Below are 14,985 nucleotides of genomic sequence, written 5' to 3'. Positions count from 1 at the left end.
TGTTGCTGGAGCGTGTTCAGACGCGCAGGCGCCGGTGGCAGAGCGCCCGTTGCGCCTTAAGCCTGGCCCGATCCGCAACGGTCTTCAAAAATAGCCCGTTTCGCCTACGTCATCGCCGCCGCCTCCGATCGCATCCATGCGCCGACCGCTTCGACGGCCGGACTTCCTTCGCCCTTCCGGGTCAGCAGATGGTGGCGAAAGCCTTCGATCGAGGGACCGACCGATCGAACCAACTGGCCTGCCTTAAGCTCATCCCGCACGAGCGCGAGGCTGGCCAGCACGATCCCCTGTCCCGCCACCGCCGCTTGGATGGCGTGGCTCTCCTCGGAAAAACGCAGCAGCTGCATCGCGTCCGTTTCGGTCAGACCGGCCGCTACGAACCAACGTGCCCAGGTCGGATTGTCCGGGTGCCGACGACGCCAGCGAAACTCGATCAGTGGACGCTGCATCACGTCGGCAGCCTTCTCGACCTTTAGGATCGGGTTGAAGACGGGTGCGAAGCGGTCGGCGAACAGGGGAGCGACTTCGTAGCCCGGATAGGGGCCGATACCGTAGCGGATAGCGATATCGACACCCGCCTTATCCAAGTCGACCACGTCGTCGGAAGCCTGGAACTGCAGGTCTATCTGCGGGTGCAGCGCGCGGAAGGCCGCGACGCGCGGGATGAGCCAGCGTGCCGTGAACGCGGTCGTCGCCGAGATCGTCACCTGGGCGCGGCTGCGGCGCCCGGTCAGCCTCGCCATCACATCCGCGAAGGCGTCGAAGCCGTCGCGCAGCACGGGGTAAAGCTGCGCGCCGACCTCCGTCAGGACGACCTTCCGGGTGCGACGCTCGAACAACACCAGCCCGGCGTGCTCTTCGAGCCCCCGGATCTGATGACTGACCGCGGTCGGCGTCACGGCGAGTTCCTCGGCAGCCTGTTTGAAGCTGCCGTGGCGAGCCGCTGCCTCGAAGGCACGAAGCGCGGATAGGGATGGAAGACGGCGAGACACGAATGAAACAGCCTCATCTATGAGGTGATGATTTGGCGTTTGTCGGGGAGGCGCACAAGGGTGATCCTGCCAGTCATCGACCCGGCTTCAGGTGAGTTTATCTTCACCGCAGCCTCTGATGGAGCATGACGATGAAAATTGCACGCGTGGTGACGACACCCGACAACTACGCACCTTTCCTGCTCTCGCAGGGGATCAGGTACGGCGACCTGCTCTTCATCTCCGGCCAAGCGGGAGCTGGCGAGGATGGCAAGGTGGTCGAGGGCGGCTTCCGAGCCCAAGGCGAGCAAGCGTTCGCCAACCTCCGTCGCGCCTTGGAGGCGGGCGGATCCAGTCTGGACGACGTCATCAAGGTGACGATCTTCGTCACCGACATGAGCAACTTCGGGGAGGTCGTCGAACTCCGCCGCAGGTTCTTCTCGGAGCCCTACCCAGCCGACACGATCGCCGAGGTGAAGGCGCTCTACGACCCCAAGGTCATGATCGAGATAGAGGCGATCGCGGCTGTTCATACCGGTGGGGAGAAATAGGATGGCCGCGGACCTGATCTGCGAGGGGCGTGCCGTCACGGGGGCCCTATTCGAGCCGCTGACGATCGGCGGGATCGAAATACGCAACCGGCTGGCGGTCGCGCCCATGACGCGCATCAGCGCGACCGAGACGGGTCGAGCGACCCGGCGCATGGGCGACTACTACGGGGCGTTCGCCGAGGGTGGGTTCGGGCTCGTGATCACGGAAGGCGTGTATACCGACCGTCTCTGGTCCCAGGGCTATCTTCGCAAGCCCGGCCTTTCGGACGACGCGCAGCGTGACGCATGGAGACCAATCGTCGAACGCGTCCATGCGGGCGGTGCCCGCTTCATCGCACAGCTCATGCACGCGGGAGCCCTCTCCCAGGGCAATCGCTTCCGGGTCGGAACGCGCGGTCCATCCTCCGTCCGGCCGGTCGGACGGCAGATGGAATTCTACCGAGGGACCGGCGAGTATCCCTTGCCGAGCGAGATGAGTGAGGCGGAAATCGGCGGGGCCGTGGCGGGCTTTGCCTCCGCTGCGGTCCGCGCGAGGGAGGTGGGCTTCGACGGCGTCGAGATCCACGGCGCCAATGGCTATCTGCTCGACCAGTTCCTGACGGAAGGCGTGAACCGCCGCACCGATGCCTATGGCGGTTCGACGGCAAACCGGCTTCGCCACACACTCGATGTCGCGGAAGCCGTTCGTTCGGCGGTAGGGCGGGATTTCATCGTCGGCCTGCGCAGCTCGCAGGGCAAGGTCAACGATTTCACCTGCAGGTGGCGGGGTCAGGAGGAAGCGGTCAAGATCTATACCCTTCTCGGGCGGCAGCACCTCGACTACCTCCACACCACGGAGCATGAGGCATGGCGGCCCGCGTTCGACGGAGGCCCCAGCCTCGCTGCTCTCGCGAGGCGGCATGGCGGCTTGCCCGTACTGGCAAACGGATCCCTGCATGATCCGGCGCGCGCGGTGGAACTGCTTTCCGAGCATCGTGCCGACGTGATCACGCTTGGACGCGGCGCGCTCACGCATGCCGATTGGCCACGACGCGTCGCCGAGGGGGACAAGCTAGCCGAGTTCGATCGTAGAATCCTGTCGCCGCTTGCCGATCTCGAAAACGCCGACCGTATCCAGGCCGGCGACTGAGATCGGCATGAATGGCGCCATCGCATCGTAAGCTGCGCACGGCGCAATCCAATCGGTGGTGGTAAACCGCCGTGCGTGAACTGGTTCGTCACGATCCCGCGCACTGTGGGCCAACCAAATTGGTTGGGAGCCGGTAAGCGCGTCCCAGGGCCGGATCGGAAGATCTTTTCACCGGCCTGCTGACGCAATGGAGATCGGAGGCGGAGCCTTCGGGTTTTAGATGGAAGAGTAGGGTCGGAACCTGGAACGCCAGACAAGTCGGAGGTCGGCTGAAGGAGGCTGACGCAAGCACCTGCCTCCCTCACACCTTGTTAAGGGCCGTGCTTACCCCGAATTCTTCAAATCGATCGCTTTCGTCGCGACCGGCGCGATAAGTAAATTCCAGACGTTGGACAAATCTTGCCCAGCGATGATGGCATCGCCCCGCGGAGTGAGACGTGACCGAACGAACCCTTAATGCGCATTATCGTGACTATATACGGTGCTTGAATCGTCAGCAATGGACTGAGCTTGATCGATTTGTCTCGCCATCTCTAATCTATAACGGGGTCAAGAAAAATTTCGAGGACTATAAATTATTGCTGGTCGATAACTTCCTAAAAATTCTAAATCTCCAATTTGATATCGGGACGCTGATCGTCGATGGCGAACGGCTCGCAGCACGACTTCTCTTCGAATGCAACCCGACCGATGATTTCCTCGGCCTCCCGGTCGGAGGGCGCCGGGTATCGTTCGCGGAGAACGTGTTCTATCGGTTCGGTGATGGCAGGATCGAGGAGGTTTGGTCCGTCATCGACAAGATGGCCATCGAGGCACAGCTCCTGAACGTTTAAATAGCGGTTCCGTGCCCGGCCGACCTCCGCGGATCCGGCCCGACCACCGGGGTATGACAACCTTCGGGTCCCGACGACCGTCCGCACGGCCGGCGTGGGTTGGGACCCGTCCGTACGCCCCGGGGCGACGACGGATCCTCTAGGGGGTACTGCCGGCGGATCGTCGGCTGGAGGCGTACCCGAGGGAACGAGGCCGGGTCGGCCCGCCGTGATGCATCAGATGCCTTGGCCGCCCGACACCTCGATGCGTTGCGCATTCACCCAGCGGTTCCCATCAGAAAGCAGGCTCGCGACCATCGGCCCGATGTCGTCCGGCACACCGACGCGACCGAGCGCCGTCAGACCCGCGAAGAGCTTGTTGATCTCCGCGTCGTCGCGCACCGCGCCACCGCCGAAGTCGGTCTCGATGGCACCGGGGGCGACCGTGTTGACGACGATGCCGCGACTCCCGAGTTCCTTGGCCATGTAGCGGGTCAACACCTCGACGGCGCCCTTGACGGCCGCATAGGCACCGTAGCCGGGGAAGCAGACCCGGGTCAGGCCGGAGGACAGGTTCACGACACGGCCGCCATCCGCAAGGAGGGGCAACATGGTCTGGGTAAGGAAGTAGACGCCCTTGAAGTGGACGTCGACCAGACGGTCGAACTGTTCCTCGGTCGTCTCGCCGAACAGGGAATAGTCGCCATGGCCGGCATTGTTGACGAGGTGGTCGAAGGTCTCGCGGTCCCATTCGCCGCGCAGCACCGTCCGCAGGCGCTCGGCGAAGGCAGGGAACGCGCCGGCGTCGCCGGTGTCGAGTTGCAGCGCGACCGCCTTGCGGCCCATTGCCTGGATCTCCGCGACGGCTGCCTCTGCCTCGTCGGCGCGGCTTTGATAGGTCAGGACGACGTCGCCGCCATGACGGGCGATGCTCAGGGCGGTGTTGCGGCCAAGGCCGCGGCTGGCTCCGGTGACGAGGGCGATCTTGGTCATGGGACGGCTCCGTTCTCGTGGCTGGCCCGGTATGCCGCCCCGGGGACGGCGCGTGTTGCCGAAAGCTCGCGAGTTCTTGCCTGATCCTACGGAGAGCGGTGCTTTCAGACGGGCGATGGCCTACACCTTTCCCCATGACGACCCTCCTCGCAGCCGTCCGCCGCCACGCGGAGGACCGGCACGACGCCGCCGGCATCGCCGCGACCCCCATCCCCGGCCTGTCGACCGTGTGGGCGGGGGCTCCCAGCGGGCTGCACCACGACATCTCGCGACCGCTGGTCTGCCTGGTCCTGCAGGGCAGCAAGCATGTGACCATGGGAACGCGGGACATCGCGTTCGGGGCAGGCGATTCCCTCCTGATCACCGCGGACGTGCCGACGGTGAGCCAGATCACCCGGGCCAGCGGGGCGGCGCCCTACCTCTCGCTGGTGCTGGAACTCGACCCGGCGGTCATCGCCGCCCTGACCACGCAGATGCCGGTCGAGACGCAGGTCGACCACCTGCCGGTCCGGGTCGACCCGACGGATGCGGAGACCGCCGACGCGGCCCTGCGCCTGATGCAGCTCCTCGACCGGCCGGCATCGATCCCGGTGTTGGGCGTCCAACTGGTGCGCGAGATGCACTACTGGCTGCTGGCGGGACGTCATGGGGCGGCCATCCGAAGTCTGGGCTGGCCGGACGGACGCGTGGAGCGGATCACCCGTGCCGTCGCGCTGCTTCGGTCCGAGTTCGCACGCCACCTCCCGGTCGAGCGACTTGCGGCGACGGCGGGGATGAGCACGTCGTCCTTTCACCAGCACTTCCGGACCGTGACCTCGCTCTCCCCGCTCCAGTTCCAGAAGCACCTGCGCCTGATCGAGGCGCGTCGGCTTCTGGTCTCGGAGGGCATGTCGTCGAGTGCCGCCGCCTTCACCGTCGGCTACGAGAGCGTCACCCAGTTCACGCGCGAGTACGGCCGCATGTTCGGAGTGTCTCCCGTCCGGGATGCGAAGGCCGTCAGATGTCCCGCGGCCGCGCCGGCTGCCTGACACCGTTCCGAACGAGCGGACGTTGGCGTCCTGCTGTCGACGGCTACCCGATCGCCGTGCGCGGACTTGAGTGTTCCGGTCAACGTGGCCCCGGGATGGTGAAGCCGCCATCGGCGAGGATCGATTGACCGGTGATGAACCGAGCCTCGTCCGTGCAGAGCCAGACGGCCACGTCCGCGATGTCCTCGGGCGTCCCCAATCGCTTCAGGGCCGCACGGGCGGCGAGCGGTGCGCGGATCCCCTCGCCGTGCTTGCGGAGCATCGGCGTGTCGATGACGCCCGGATTGATGTTGTTGATGCGGATGCCGGAGGGCCCGACTTCGAGCGCGATCGCCCTGATCATCGCGTCGATGCCGGCCTTGCTGGCCGAGTAGGCGGAGGTACCCACGGTGGCTGCCGTGGACAGGAAGGACGAGGTGTTGACGATCGCCTTGCCGGTGGCGTCACCGGTGAGCATCGCCTTCAGCCCATGCTTCGTCATGAGCCAGGGCCCCTTCAGGTTGATGGCGATGAGCTCGTCGAACGCGGCCTCCGCCATGTCGACGATGGGGCCGCCGTCGCCCTGGATGCCGGCATTGTTGAAGAGGTGATCGAGTCGACCGAACCGGTCCATGGTCTCGGCCACGATCCGCTCGGCATCGGCACCTAACGAAACGTCGCCCTGGACGACGGCAGCCGTCCCGCCCTCGGCGAGGATCTCGGCGGAAACCCGTTCGAGAACGTCGCGCCGACGTCCGACGAGCACGACGGCCGCACCTTCCCGGACGAAGGCGTGCGCCGCAGCGGCACCGATGCCCGTACCGGCTCCGGTGACGATTGCGACCTTCCCGGTCAGGCGAGCGGTCTTGCCGACGTTGGTCTCTACGTCACTCATGGGATCTCTTCGCCTTCAGGTCGATGATTTGTCGCAAGCCGTGCCGGACACCTTTCGTGGTGGCCGACGTCTCGACTTCAGGGATGCAGGCTGTCGCGATGACGCCGAGGTCTTCGATCGACCTCGACGCTTACGCAGCCTCCTCGCTCGGCACGAGAGCCGCAGTGCCGACCTCGTGTGGAGGCAAGGTACCTCCACGCCGTTCCGGAAGCGGCCGCGCAAAACCTCGCCATGGTTCAGGTACGGGGACGCTGATCGATCAAGGCCAAACGTTCCACGATCGTTCGTGGTGCAAGGATGGCCCCCGGGGCGACGACCGCGTTCGCGCCGATCCGTGTGCCGTCCCCCACCAGCGCCCCGAACTTCGTCGTTCCGGTCTCGATCGTCCGGTCCCCGTGCACGATCAGGATCCCCTTCTGGTCGAGTTCGTTCCGGTGGTTGGCGATGATGGCGCCCGCCTCCAGGTTGACGTCCGCCCCGAGGATGCTGTCGCCGACGAAGTTGAAGTGTGCCAGTTTCGATCCGCGGAAAAGGATTGCGGCCTTCAATTCCGAGCCGGGTCCCATGACGCAATCCTCGTCGACCCAACACCCGTCCCGGATCAGGCTGCCTTGGGCGACGAGGCAGCGCGGTCCGACGATGACGGGGGGCTTCAGGGACGCGCCACCCTCCACGGTCGCCGTCCGATGGACCGCGATGCCGCCCTCGATGCGGAAGTCCGAGTCCAGACCGTCCAGCAACCCGTGAACGATCTCGCGAAGCCGTTCCACGAGGCCCCACGCCTCACGGCTCGCGAACGATGCGAACGGCGAGCCTTCGAACCCTGCGACGTGCTCTTCCAGGATACCCATTCGCCTCGTCTCCACATTGGATCGAAAGGCCGGCGGAAGTGGCCGGCCGGTTTGCACACCCCTATTCGCGAGGCGCGCGGACGGCCTCGGCGATCATCCGTCCGATCTCGGCATAAGCGGCATCCACGTCCGTTACGGGCGCCGTGCTACCGGTGAGGTAGACCGCGGCGAGGATCGGAGCCTGCCCAGGGGGGCTCAGGATCGCCACGTCGTTGTAGGTGCCGTTGTCGCCGCTGCCGGTCTTGTCGCCGACCTTCCAGTCCGGCGGAATGCCGGCACGCAGCCGCTTGGACCCGGTTTGGCCGGCGACCATCCATCCGTCCAGACGGGTACGCGTGGCTGGCGACAGGACGGTGCCGACGAGGACCCGCTCCAGCGTGGTGCGCATCGCGTCCGGCGTCGTCGTATCGCGCGGATCGTCCGGAATGGCGGTGTTCAGGTCCGGCTCTGTCCGGTCGAGCCGGGTCGTTCGATCGCCGATGCCGCGCAGCCAGCCCGTCAGCGCCGATGGCCCGCCCAAGGCGTTCAGCATGAGGTTGGCAGCGGTGTTGTCGCTCCATTCCACGGCCGCCGCGCAGGCATCCGCGACCGAGATCCGGCCCATGCCTCCTGCCGCCTCAAGCGCCTTACGGGTGACGGGAGCGTACTTGAGGAGGTCTCCCTCGCCATAGGGTAGCGTGCGATCCAGGCTCTCCGTGCCGGCGTCGACCCTTGCCATCAGGGCCGCCGCCGCCAGCACCTTGAAGGTGCTGCACATCGGAAAGCGCTCGTCGGCGCGATGACCCAGCAATGGCGGTCCGTTCGACCTTCCTACGGAGACGCCGAGGCGCCCCCCGACGCGGCGCTCGATCTCGCGCAAGGTGTCCGTTGCGTTCGCACCGGCGTTATCGGATCGTAGGACGAAAGGTGCCGCCAGGCTCGCGAGCAGAAGTTTCCGGCGGGAAAGGCCATGGATCGAAGGCTTCATCGTTCCTCCCGTGCTCGCGGCGAGACCGCACTCGCGTCCTGCGAGGAGATGTCCGGGCGCCACCGGGCCGGACTTGTCGCGCCGACCGACAGGCGGGTCGATGGCGTGTACGGTCACGATTCGATCATCCACGGTCGAACGGCGCACGCCGTTGAGCGGCTGGTCGATGCCACCGAGCCGCCCGCTCACCCAACGGACGGGATGCGCGCGATCACCTTGATCTCGAAGTCGAAGCCGGCCAGCCAGGTCGCGCCGACGGCGGTCCAGTTCGGATACGGCGCCGCGCCGATGACGTCCTGACGGATGGCGGACACCGTTTCGAACTGGTTGGCCGGGTCGGTGTGGAAGGTCGTGACATCGACGACGTCGTCGAACGTGCATCCGGCCGCCTTCAGGACGGCGTCCAGGTTGTCGAAGGCCCGCCGTACCTGCTGGGCGAAGTCCGGCTCGGGCGACCCGTCCTCGCGGCTGCCGACCTGGCCCGAGACGAAGAGAAGGTCGCCCGACCGGATCGCCGCCGAGTAGCGGTTGATCTCGTAGAGTTTCTGCCGCCCGTCCGGGAAGACCGCGTCTCGTTTCGTCATCTCGCAACTCCTCGGTTCGCTCAACGTCCGTTCGTGCCTTGATCACGAACGGTGATATACGAAGCGTATGTCACTTGTAGTTTGCATACGCTTCGTATGCCAAATCACATACGTCGGGTATGCGTAAGGGAGTCGGGCAGTGGCGGCGGGACGGCGTGCAAAGACGATGGAGGAGACGCGGGCCAAGCTGGTGCGGGCCGCCCGCGAGGCGTTCGCGACCAAGGGTTACGCCGCCGCGTCGATGGACGACCTCACGGCCGAGGTCGGCCTGACGCGCGGGGCGCTCTATCACAACTTCGGCGACAAGAAGGGCCTGCTCCACGCGGTGATCGACCAGATCGACGCGGAGATGGCGGACCGGCTCCGCACCGTCGGCGAACGGGCCGGGACGGCATGGGTAGGGCTACTCGACGAGTATGCCGCCTACATCGAGATGGCCCTGGAGCCGGAGATCCAACGCATCATGCTCCTGGACGGACCGGCCGTCCTCGGCGACCCCTCGCAGTGGCCGAGCCAGAACGCCTGCCTCCACGAGACGACGCGTCGTATCCAGGCCCTCGTCGACGGGGGAACCATCCGTCCCGTCGACGCGGCGGCGGCGGCTCGGCTGCTCAACGGCGCATCGCTGAGCGCTGCGCTCTGGATCGCCGCGGCGGAGGAGCCGCAGGTCAACCTCACGAAGGTCGTCGATGCCTTCAGGCTGCTCGCCGCCGGGTTGCTTCGAGCCGAACCGGCTCAAGGGGATGCCAATCCGATGTCGTCCAAGAACCGCCGTCCGAAGCGACCGTGACGAACTCGTCTCCGTTGCCGTCGTCACAAGCGGAGACCGTGGGCGATCCGATCAGGGAACGATGGTCGGACGCGCGGTCTCGTCCTTGACGAGGTTCACGAAGGCGCGCAGCGGTGCCGGCATGAACCTGTTCGAGAAGTAGAGCTGCGGCCCCTCGAACTCGGGCCACCAGTCCGACAGGACCGGCCGGAGCGCGCCCGTGCCCAGGAACGGTTGCAGCCAATTTTCGAACGTCACGATGATGCCGCGGCCCCGGCAGGCCAGATCGATGGCCGCTGCGGCAGCGTCGACGCCGATGATGAGGCGACCCGGCGGATCGACGGTCATCGCCACGCCGTCCTTCTCGAACGCCCAGGCGACGAGCGTCCCGCTGGAGAAGCGCAGCCTGATGCAGTCGTGCCCGAGGAGGTCGTTCGGGTGGCGTGGCGCGTCGCGGGCGTCGAGGTAAGCCGGGGCGGCGGCGGCCGCGACCCTCTGGGACGGTGGTCCGATCGGCACCGCGATCATGTCCTGCGCCAGGTGCTCGCCATAGCGGATCCCGGCATCGCAACCCACCGCGGCGATATCGACGAGCCGGTCCTCGACGACGAGTTCGACCCTGACCTCGGGGTTAGCCAAGAGGAACCGGTCGAGCAACGGCGGCAGGATGTCGACCATCACCGCACCGGTCACGTTGAGGCGAAGGAGACCCCGGACCCTATTGTGGGAACTCGCCGCATCCTGAAGCGCGGCCCGCGCCTCGCCCAGGACCGGCAGGAGACGATCGGCAAGCACGCGTCCGACCTCGGTCGGCACCACGCTGCGCGTCGTCCGGATCAGGAGCGGGGCACCTAGTCGGGTCTCCAGCGAGACGATCCTCTCGCTGACCGTCGACGGCGACAGGCCCAGCCTCTTGGCGGCCGCACGGAACCCTCCCGCCTCACACACCGTGAGGAAGACGGAGAGACCGTCGAGGTTCACGCCCTCGTCATTGTTCGCCATTGCGATCAGTCCGTCCGGTTCATGCCCGATTATCAGGCATGGCAGGACGGCGCTACGAGGAAAGCCGCGGCGCACATGCGCTCGTTTCACCGGAGCAGCCCCCATGACCGGAAAGACCGTCCTGATCACCGGTGCCAACAGGAGCATCGGCTACGAGACCGCTCGCCAGCTCGGGCGATCGGGATACCGCGTCTGGCTCGGAAGCCGCGACGCGGCGCGCGGCACGCAGGCCGCTGAGTGGTTGCGGGAGGAAGGGCATGACGTGCGAAGCCTGCCGCTCGACGTTACCAGCGAGGACAGCGTGAGGAACGCGGTTCTCGCGATCGAGAAGGAACACGGCGTCCTCGACGTACTGATCAACAACGCCGGCGTCCTGGGAGCCCCGCCGGTGAAGCCGAGCGAGCAACGGATCGACGACATCCGTGCGGTCTACGAGACGAACGTGTTCGGCTCGATCCGGGTGACACAGGCCTTCCTGCCGTTGTTGAAGGACTCGGAGGACGCCAGCGTCATCATGGTCAGCAGCGGCCTGGGCTCGCTGGGCTGGCTGTCCGATCCGGCGAACCCGTTCCACGGGATCAACGTGCTCGGCTACAACAGCTCGAAGACCGCCCTCAACGCCGTGACCGTGTCGTTCGCAAAGGAGTTCGCTCCGCTGGGCATCCGGGTCAACGCGGCCGACCCGGGATACACCGCGACCGACTTCAACGGCCATACCGGCTACCGAACGGTGGAGCAGGCGGCGGCAGGGATCGTCTGGCTCGCCGACACCGACAAGGCCGGGCCGACGGGGTCCTTCTTCTTCGAACAGGAGGTCGTGCCCTGGTAGCGGGGCACGAAGCGACCGCCGGAGATCCCGACGCGGATCTCCCCTGCTCGCGATACGACAGGCTAGACCTGCCGCATCCCTCCATCGACGCAGAGCTCGGCGCCCGCGACGAAGCTGGCTTCGTCGCTCAGGAGGAACAGGGTCGCCGCCGCGACCTCCTCCGGACTTGCCATGCGACCGAGAGGAATCTGGGCGATCAAGGCGGTGCGGCCTTCCTCCGGCACGCTCGACATCATCGCGGTGTCGGTCGGACCGGGGGCCACGACGTTCACGCGGATGCCCAGGGGAGCAAGTTCCGCGGTCCAGGTCCGGGCATAGGAGCGTAGCGCCGCCTTCGTCGCGGCATAGGTCCCGTAGGGCGAGATGCCGGCGACATCGGCGATCGATCCCACGAGAACGACGGCACTGCCCCGGCCCAACGCCGGCAGTGCCGCCTGAAGCCCGAATACGGCGCCCCGGACGTTCACGGCGAAGTGGCGGTCGAAATGATCGAACGTCTCGTCACGCAGGGTCGCCGGTTCGGAGATGCCTGCGTTGAGAACGAGGGCATCGATCCGTCCGTGCATCTCCCGCACGGTGGCAATCGTGCGCTCCAGGTCCTCCCGAACGGCGGCGTCCGCCACGAGACCGCGCGCCCCCCGGCCGATCCTGGCGGCCGCCGCCTCTACCTCCGCGCCATGCCGGCCCGTGAGGAAGACCGACGCCCCCTCGATAGCCAGCCGCTCGGCGATCGCGAGGCCGATGCCCTTCGCGCCGCCGACCACGAGCGCAACCTTGTCCATCATACGTGTCATCGAAAGACCCTTCATGATCGATGACGACAATGGTACATAACGTATATCTGATATCAAGAACGCACCTGGTTTAGCCTAGATATGGCCGACGATACCGACCTCGACGCACTGTCCGACTGCGCTCTATCCGAGATGGTCCGGGTCCGACCCGTCCTGGAGAAGATCGCGGACAAATGGACGGTCATGATCCTCTCGGTGCTCTGCCCGAGGCCGTCGCGGTTCAACGAGATCAAGCGACGTCTGGACGGCATCACGCACAAGGCGCTCGCGGATGCGCTGAAGCGACTGGAACGCAATGGCTTGGTCACTCGGACGGTGCTCCCGACGGCACCGATCGGGGTGGAGTATGCGATCACGCCGCTGGGCCATTCGCTGCGTCAGCCCTTCGAGGCGCTCTGCACCTGGGCGCTCACCAACGGCGATGCCGTGGTGGCCGCCAACGCGGCGTACGACGGCTCGAAAACCAGGGCCGGGGGTTAGGTCGCAGCCATGGTAATCGAGCGCGACCACGGCATGCGGCTTGGCGATGGGGCCGCCCCGACGGCCGGCCGCCGGATCGCCGGGCGATCGGCATGGCCGAACGCATTTTCGGGAAGCGCCGGTCGATGACATCCCCCCGGTTCTCGGAAGCCAGCGCCGCGTGCGCACGGGCCAAGCCCAACGCCCTTCTGCGATCGAGCGCCTCGATCGGGTGGACCGCCCTGCTGCTCGACCAACACGAGGGGCGTGGGCGCAGCGACGTCTTCGAGACCCACGCGACGTCGGACCTGACGCTGGTGGTCGCCCTGCACGGCGAGCACCGGATCGCGGTATCGAAGGGGGGCGCTTGGCGGACCGCGCTCTACCAGCAAGGCTCGATGGGCCTCACCCCACCCAACGAGACGACCCGGATGCGCTGGAGCACCCCCGGGGAGCGCCGGCCGTTCCGGTCGGTCAACCTCTACCTCCCCCACGCCGTGATCGCCGACCTCGCGGACGAATATCGTCGCGCCGGGGTGCCCTCGACGGAGCGGCCGCTGTCCTCCCTGGTTTTCCGGGACCCGGCGATCGCCGCCTGTGCCACGACGCTGCTGCAGGCGCTCGACGCCGAGGCACCGGATCTCTACGCCGAGCAGACCGGGCGGTGGCTGGCGGCGCATCTCCTCTCCCGCCACGCGGGGTGCTGGCTTGACGCGGACGAGACCCGCGATCCGGGCATCATCGGCGACAGGCGCCTGGCCCGGGTCGTCGACTACATGACCGCTCACCTCGACCAAGCCATGAGCCTCGATCGGCTCGCGCGCGAAGCCGGCATCAGCGTGCATCACTTCGGTCGACGCTTCCGGGAGCGAACGGGCTCGACCCCGTTCGCCTATCTCACGGCGATGCGGATGGATGCGGCGCGTTGCCTCCTTCGAACGACGGATCTCCCGGTGGCCGACGTCGCCGTCGCCTGCGGCTACGCACGCCCGGCCGCCTTCGCCGCGGCGTTCGTGCGTCATGCCGGTGCGACGCCGAGCGCGTACCGCGACCGCCGTGAATCATCGCGAGACCGCGATTGACCATCGCGGGACCGCGAATGTGCGCCGACAGCCATGGTTGGGAGGAGCGATCCGTCCAAGTCCAAGCGTAGGCGTGCAGTCCAGGATCGATGGCTTAGGAGAGAACGAGCATGGCAACGAAACGATCGGCGATCGTCACGGGATCCTCGCAGGGCATCGGCGCGGCCGTCGCCGAACGGCTGGCGAGGGACGGCCTCGCGGTGACGATCAACTATTCCGGGAACGAGGCGGCGGCGCGTGCCCTCGCGGATAGGATCACGGCCTCGGGTGGCCAGGCCATCGCGGTCAAGGCGGACGTCAGCGACCCGGCGGCGGTCGCCGCGCTCTTCGACGAGACCGAGCGCGCCTTCGGCGGGGTCGACGTGCTCGTCAACAACGCCGGCATCATGCGGCTCAAGCCGATCGCCGAGGCCGACGACGACCTGTTCGACCGGCATGTCGCGGTGAACCTCAAGGGCGTCTTCAACGGATTGCGCGAGGGCGCCCGCCGCATCCGCGAGGGCGGACGGATCGTCAGCTTCTCGTCGAGCGTCGTCGGCCTCTACCAGCCGGGCTACGGTGTCTACGCCGCGACCAAGGCCGGGGTCGAGGCGATGACGCATGTCCTCGCCAAGGAGCTCGGCCCGAAGAGGATCACGGTGAACGCCATAGCCCCGGGGCCGGTGGCGACCGAGCTGTTCCTCGGCGGCAAGACCGACGAGCAGGTCGCGCAGGTGACGCGGATGATCCCGCTCGGTCGGCTGGGCGAACCCGGCGACATCGCCGGTGCCATCGCGTTCCTGGTCGGACCGGACGGCGGATGGGTGAACGGCCAGATTCTGCGTGCCAACGGCGGCGCCGTCTGAAGGAGGAACGCATCATGACCCTGGTCGCCCTCGTCACCGGCGCCTCCAGCGGGTTCGGGCAGATGATCGCCCGCGACCTCGCCGCCGCCGGCCATACCGTCTACGCCTCCATGCGCGACACCGAAGGCAGGAACGCCGAACGCGTGCGGGACAACGACGCCCTCGCGGGCTCGCGGGGCATCGACCTGCGAACGATCGAGCTGGACGTCCAGGACGAGGCCTCGATCGATGCGGCCATGGCCACGATCCTTCGCGAGCACGGACGGATCGACGTGCTCGTCCACAACGCCGGCCACATGGTCTATGGCCCGAGCGAGGTGTGTAGGGCGGTGACAAAACCATCCACTGGAGCGTCGGCGGGGTGCTGATGCGGCCGGGGTAAAAGCCGGCCAGTGGAGAGGCTTCTCTTTCGGGAGGGGCCCAGGATGTTTGCCGTGGAAGTCTA

General features: G+C 66.8%; 18 protein-coding genes. 10 read left to right on the top strand and 8 right to left on the bottom strand.

Going from position 1 to position 14,985, the window contains the following annotated elements:
• Window positions 1–104: 104 nt before the first annotated feature.
• Window positions 105–992, bottom strand: a complete 888-nt coding sequence (locus FV227_RS18560) for a LysR substrate-binding domain-containing protein (protein WP_147859648.1) — start codon at window positions 990–992, stop codon at window positions 105–107.
• Window positions 993–1,123: 131 nt separating this feature from the next.
• Here FV227_RS18560 and FV227_RS18555 point away from each other — a divergent pair, with 131 nt between their 5' ends.
• The 3 genes from FV227_RS18555 to FV227_RS18545 all read left to right on the top strand — a co-directional run bounded on the left by FV227_RS18555 (window position 1,124) and on the right by FV227_RS18545 (window position 3,484).
• Window positions 1,124–1,522 carry a RidA family protein gene (locus tag FV227_RS18555; RefSeq protein WP_147859647.1) on the top strand — a complete coding sequence of 133 codons (399 nt, stop codon included), beginning with the start codon at window positions 1,124–1,126 and terminating at the stop codon, window positions 1,520–1,522.
• A gap of 1 nt (window position 1,523) precedes the next feature.
• Window positions 1,524–2,651, top strand: coding sequence for an NADH:flavin oxidoreductase (locus tag FV227_RS18550; protein WP_147859646.1), 1,128 nt, complete (start codon window positions 1,524–1,526; stop codon window positions 2,649–2,651).
• Between the two features lie 437 nt (window positions 2,652–3,088).
• Window positions 3,089–3,484, top strand: a complete 396-nt coding sequence (locus FV227_RS18545; protein ID WP_147859645.1) for an ester cyclase — start codon at window positions 3,089–3,091, stop codon at window positions 3,482–3,484.
• 216 nt (window positions 3,485–3,700) lie between these two features.
• On the opposite strand, the gene FV227_RS18540 is transcribed toward FV227_RS18545, so the two are convergent.
• Window positions 3,701–4,456: an SDR family oxidoreductase gene (locus FV227_RS18540; protein WP_147859644.1), complete on the bottom strand. Its 756-nt coding sequence runs from the start codon at window positions 4,454–4,456 to the stop codon at window positions 3,701–3,703.
• A 134-nt stretch (window positions 4,457–4,590) separates the two neighbouring features.
• Between FV227_RS18540 and FV227_RS18535 the strand changes: the two genes are divergently transcribed.
• Window positions 4,591–5,484 carry an AraC family transcriptional regulator gene (locus FV227_RS18535; RefSeq protein WP_147859643.1) on the top strand — a complete coding sequence of 298 codons (894 nt, stop codon included), beginning with the start codon at window positions 4,591–4,593 and terminating at the stop codon, window positions 5,482–5,484.
• Window positions 5,485–5,563: 79 nt separating this feature from the next.
• Here FV227_RS18535 and FV227_RS18530 read toward each other — a convergent pair whose 3' ends face one another.
• The 4 genes from FV227_RS18530 to FV227_RS18515 form a co-directional block, all read right to left on the bottom strand.
• Window positions 5,564–6,358, bottom strand: a complete 795-nt coding sequence (locus FV227_RS18530) for a glucose 1-dehydrogenase (protein ID WP_147859642.1) — start codon at window positions 6,356–6,358, stop codon at window positions 5,564–5,566.
• Window positions 6,359–6,594: 236 nt separating this feature from the next.
• Complete coding sequence (locus FV227_RS18525) at window positions 6,595–7,209, bottom strand: LpxA family transferase (RefSeq protein ID WP_147859641.1); 615 nt, start codon at window positions 7,207–7,209, stop codon at window positions 6,595–6,597.
• 61 nt (window positions 7,210–7,270) lie between these two features.
• Window positions 7,271–8,365 (bottom strand): class A beta-lactamase, encoded by a 1,095-nt coding sequence (bla, locus tag FV227_RS18520; protein WP_246686526.1) that lies wholly within the window; start codon window positions 8,363–8,365, stop codon window positions 7,271–7,273.
• Complete coding sequence (locus FV227_RS18515; RefSeq protein ID WP_147859640.1) at window positions 8,362–8,760, bottom strand: RidA family protein; 399 nt, start codon at window positions 8,758–8,760, stop codon at window positions 8,362–8,364. Before FV227_RS18515 ends, bla begins: the two co-directional genes overlap by 4 nt.
• Window positions 8,761–8,926: 166 nt before the next feature.
• Between FV227_RS18515 and FV227_RS18510 the strand changes: the two genes are divergently transcribed.
• Window positions 8,927–9,550 carry a TetR/AcrR family transcriptional regulator gene (locus FV227_RS18510; protein WP_147859639.1) on the top strand — a complete coding sequence of 208 codons (624 nt, stop codon included), beginning with the start codon at window positions 8,927–8,929 and terminating at the stop codon, window positions 9,548–9,550.
• Between the two features lie 51 nt (window positions 9,551–9,601).
• Here the strand turns inward: FV227_RS18510 and FV227_RS18505 are convergent, their stop codons facing one another.
• Complete coding sequence (locus tag FV227_RS18505) at window positions 9,602–10,531, bottom strand: LysR family transcriptional regulator (RefSeq protein WP_147859638.1); 930 nt, start codon at window positions 10,529–10,531, stop codon at window positions 9,602–9,604.
• 103 nt (window positions 10,532–10,634) lie between these two features.
• Between FV227_RS18505 and FV227_RS18500 the strand changes: the two genes are divergently transcribed.
• On the top strand, window positions 10,635–11,360 hold the full coding sequence (locus tag FV227_RS18500; protein ID WP_147859637.1) for an SDR family oxidoreductase: 726 nt from the start codon (window positions 10,635–10,637) through the stop codon (window positions 11,358–11,360).
• Window positions 11,361–11,422: 62 nt separating this feature from the next.
• Here FV227_RS18500 and FV227_RS18495 read toward each other — a convergent pair whose 3' ends face one another.
• Window positions 11,423–12,154 carry an SDR family oxidoreductase gene (locus FV227_RS18495; RefSeq protein ID WP_147859657.1) on the bottom strand — a complete coding sequence of 244 codons (732 nt, stop codon included), beginning with the start codon at window positions 12,152–12,154 and terminating at the stop codon, window positions 11,423–11,425.
• Between the two features lie 81 nt (window positions 12,155–12,235).
• On the opposite strand from FV227_RS18495, the gene FV227_RS18490 reads away from it, so the two are divergent.
• From FV227_RS18490 to FV227_RS18475, 4 genes are all read left to right on the top strand, one after another.
• A complete protein-coding gene (locus tag FV227_RS18490; RefSeq protein ID WP_147859636.1) occupies window positions 12,236–12,634 on the top strand; it encodes a helix-turn-helix domain-containing protein in 399 nt (132 codons plus the stop codon).
• Window positions 12,635–12,759: 125 nt separating this feature from the next.
• Window positions 12,760–13,695, top strand: coding sequence for an AraC family transcriptional regulator (locus FV227_RS18485; protein ID WP_187274870.1), 936 nt, complete (start codon window positions 12,760–12,762; stop codon window positions 13,693–13,695).
• 110 nt (window positions 13,696–13,805) lie between these two features.
• Complete coding sequence (locus FV227_RS18480) at window positions 13,806–14,540, top strand: SDR family oxidoreductase (RefSeq protein ID WP_147859634.1); 735 nt, start codon at window positions 13,806–13,808, stop codon at window positions 14,538–14,540.
• A 14-nt stretch (window positions 14,541–14,554) separates the two neighbouring features.
• Entirely contained in the window at window positions 14,555–14,908 is a 354-nt protein-coding gene (locus tag FV227_RS18475) for an SDR family NAD(P)-dependent oxidoreductase (RefSeq protein WP_147859633.1), read from the top strand.
• Window positions 14,909–14,985 lie beyond the last annotated feature (77 nt).

This window comes from Methylobacterium sp. WL119 (assembly GCF_008039875.1).
GTDB lineage: Bacteria > Pseudomonadota > Alphaproteobacteria > Rhizobiales > Beijerinckiaceae > Methylobacterium.
The sequence above is the reverse complement of the archived record's forward strand: the minus strand, read 5'-3'. Positions and strand labels throughout refer to the sequence as shown.

Coding starts and splice junctions, on each gene's coding strand:
- FV227_RS18500 (WP_147859637.1), top strand. CDS start 10,635: ATGACCGGAAAGACCGTCCTGATCACCGGTGCCAACAGGAGCATCGGC.
- FV227_RS18480 (WP_147859634.1), top strand. CDS start 13,806: ATGGCAACGAAACGATCGGCGATCGTCACGGGATCCTCGCAGGGCATC.
- FV227_RS18485 (WP_187274870.1), top strand. CDS start 12,760: ATGACATCCCCCCGGTTCTCGGAAGCCAGCGCCGCGTGCGCACGGGCC.
- FV227_RS18510 (WP_147859639.1), top strand. CDS start 8,927: ATGGAGGAGACGCGGGCCAAGCTGGTGCGGGCCGCCCGCGAGGCGTTC.
- FV227_RS18515 (WP_147859640.1), bottom strand. CDS start 8,760: ATGACGAAACGAGACGCGGTCTTCCCGGACGGGCGGCAGAAACTCTAC.
- FV227_RS18475 (WP_147859633.1), top strand. CDS start 14,555: ATGACCCTGGTCGCCCTCGTCACCGGCGCCTCCAGCGGGTTCGGGCAG.
- FV227_RS18535 (WP_147859643.1), top strand. CDS start 4,591: ATGACGACCCTCCTCGCAGCCGTCCGCCGCCACGCGGAGGACCGGCAC.
- FV227_RS18490 (WP_147859636.1), top strand. CDS start 12,236: ATGGCCGACGATACCGACCTCGACGCACTGTCCGACTGCGCTCTATCC.
- FV227_RS18540 (WP_147859644.1), bottom strand. CDS start 4,456: ATGACCAAGATCGCCCTCGTCACCGGAGCCAGCCGCGGCCTTGGCCGC.
- FV227_RS18495 (WP_147859657.1), bottom strand. CDS start 12,154: ATGACACGTATGATGGACAAGGTTGCGCTCGTGGTCGGCGGCGCGAAG.
- FV227_RS18555 (WP_147859647.1), top strand. CDS start 1,124: ATGAAAATTGCACGCGTGGTGACGACACCCGACAACTACGCACCTTTC.
- FV227_RS18505 (WP_147859638.1), bottom strand. CDS start 10,531: ATGGCGAACAATGACGAGGGCGTGAACCTCGACGGTCTCTCCGTCTTC.
- FV227_RS18530 (WP_147859642.1), bottom strand. CDS start 6,358: ATGAGTGACGTAGAGACCAACGTCGGCAAGACCGCTCGCCTGACCGGG.
- FV227_RS18525 (WP_147859641.1), bottom strand. CDS start 7,209: ATGGGTATCCTGGAAGAGCACGTCGCAGGGTTCGAAGGCTCGCCGTTC.
- FV227_RS18550 (WP_147859646.1), top strand. CDS start 1,524: ATGGCCGCGGACCTGATCTGCGAGGGGCGTGCCGTCACGGGGGCCCTA.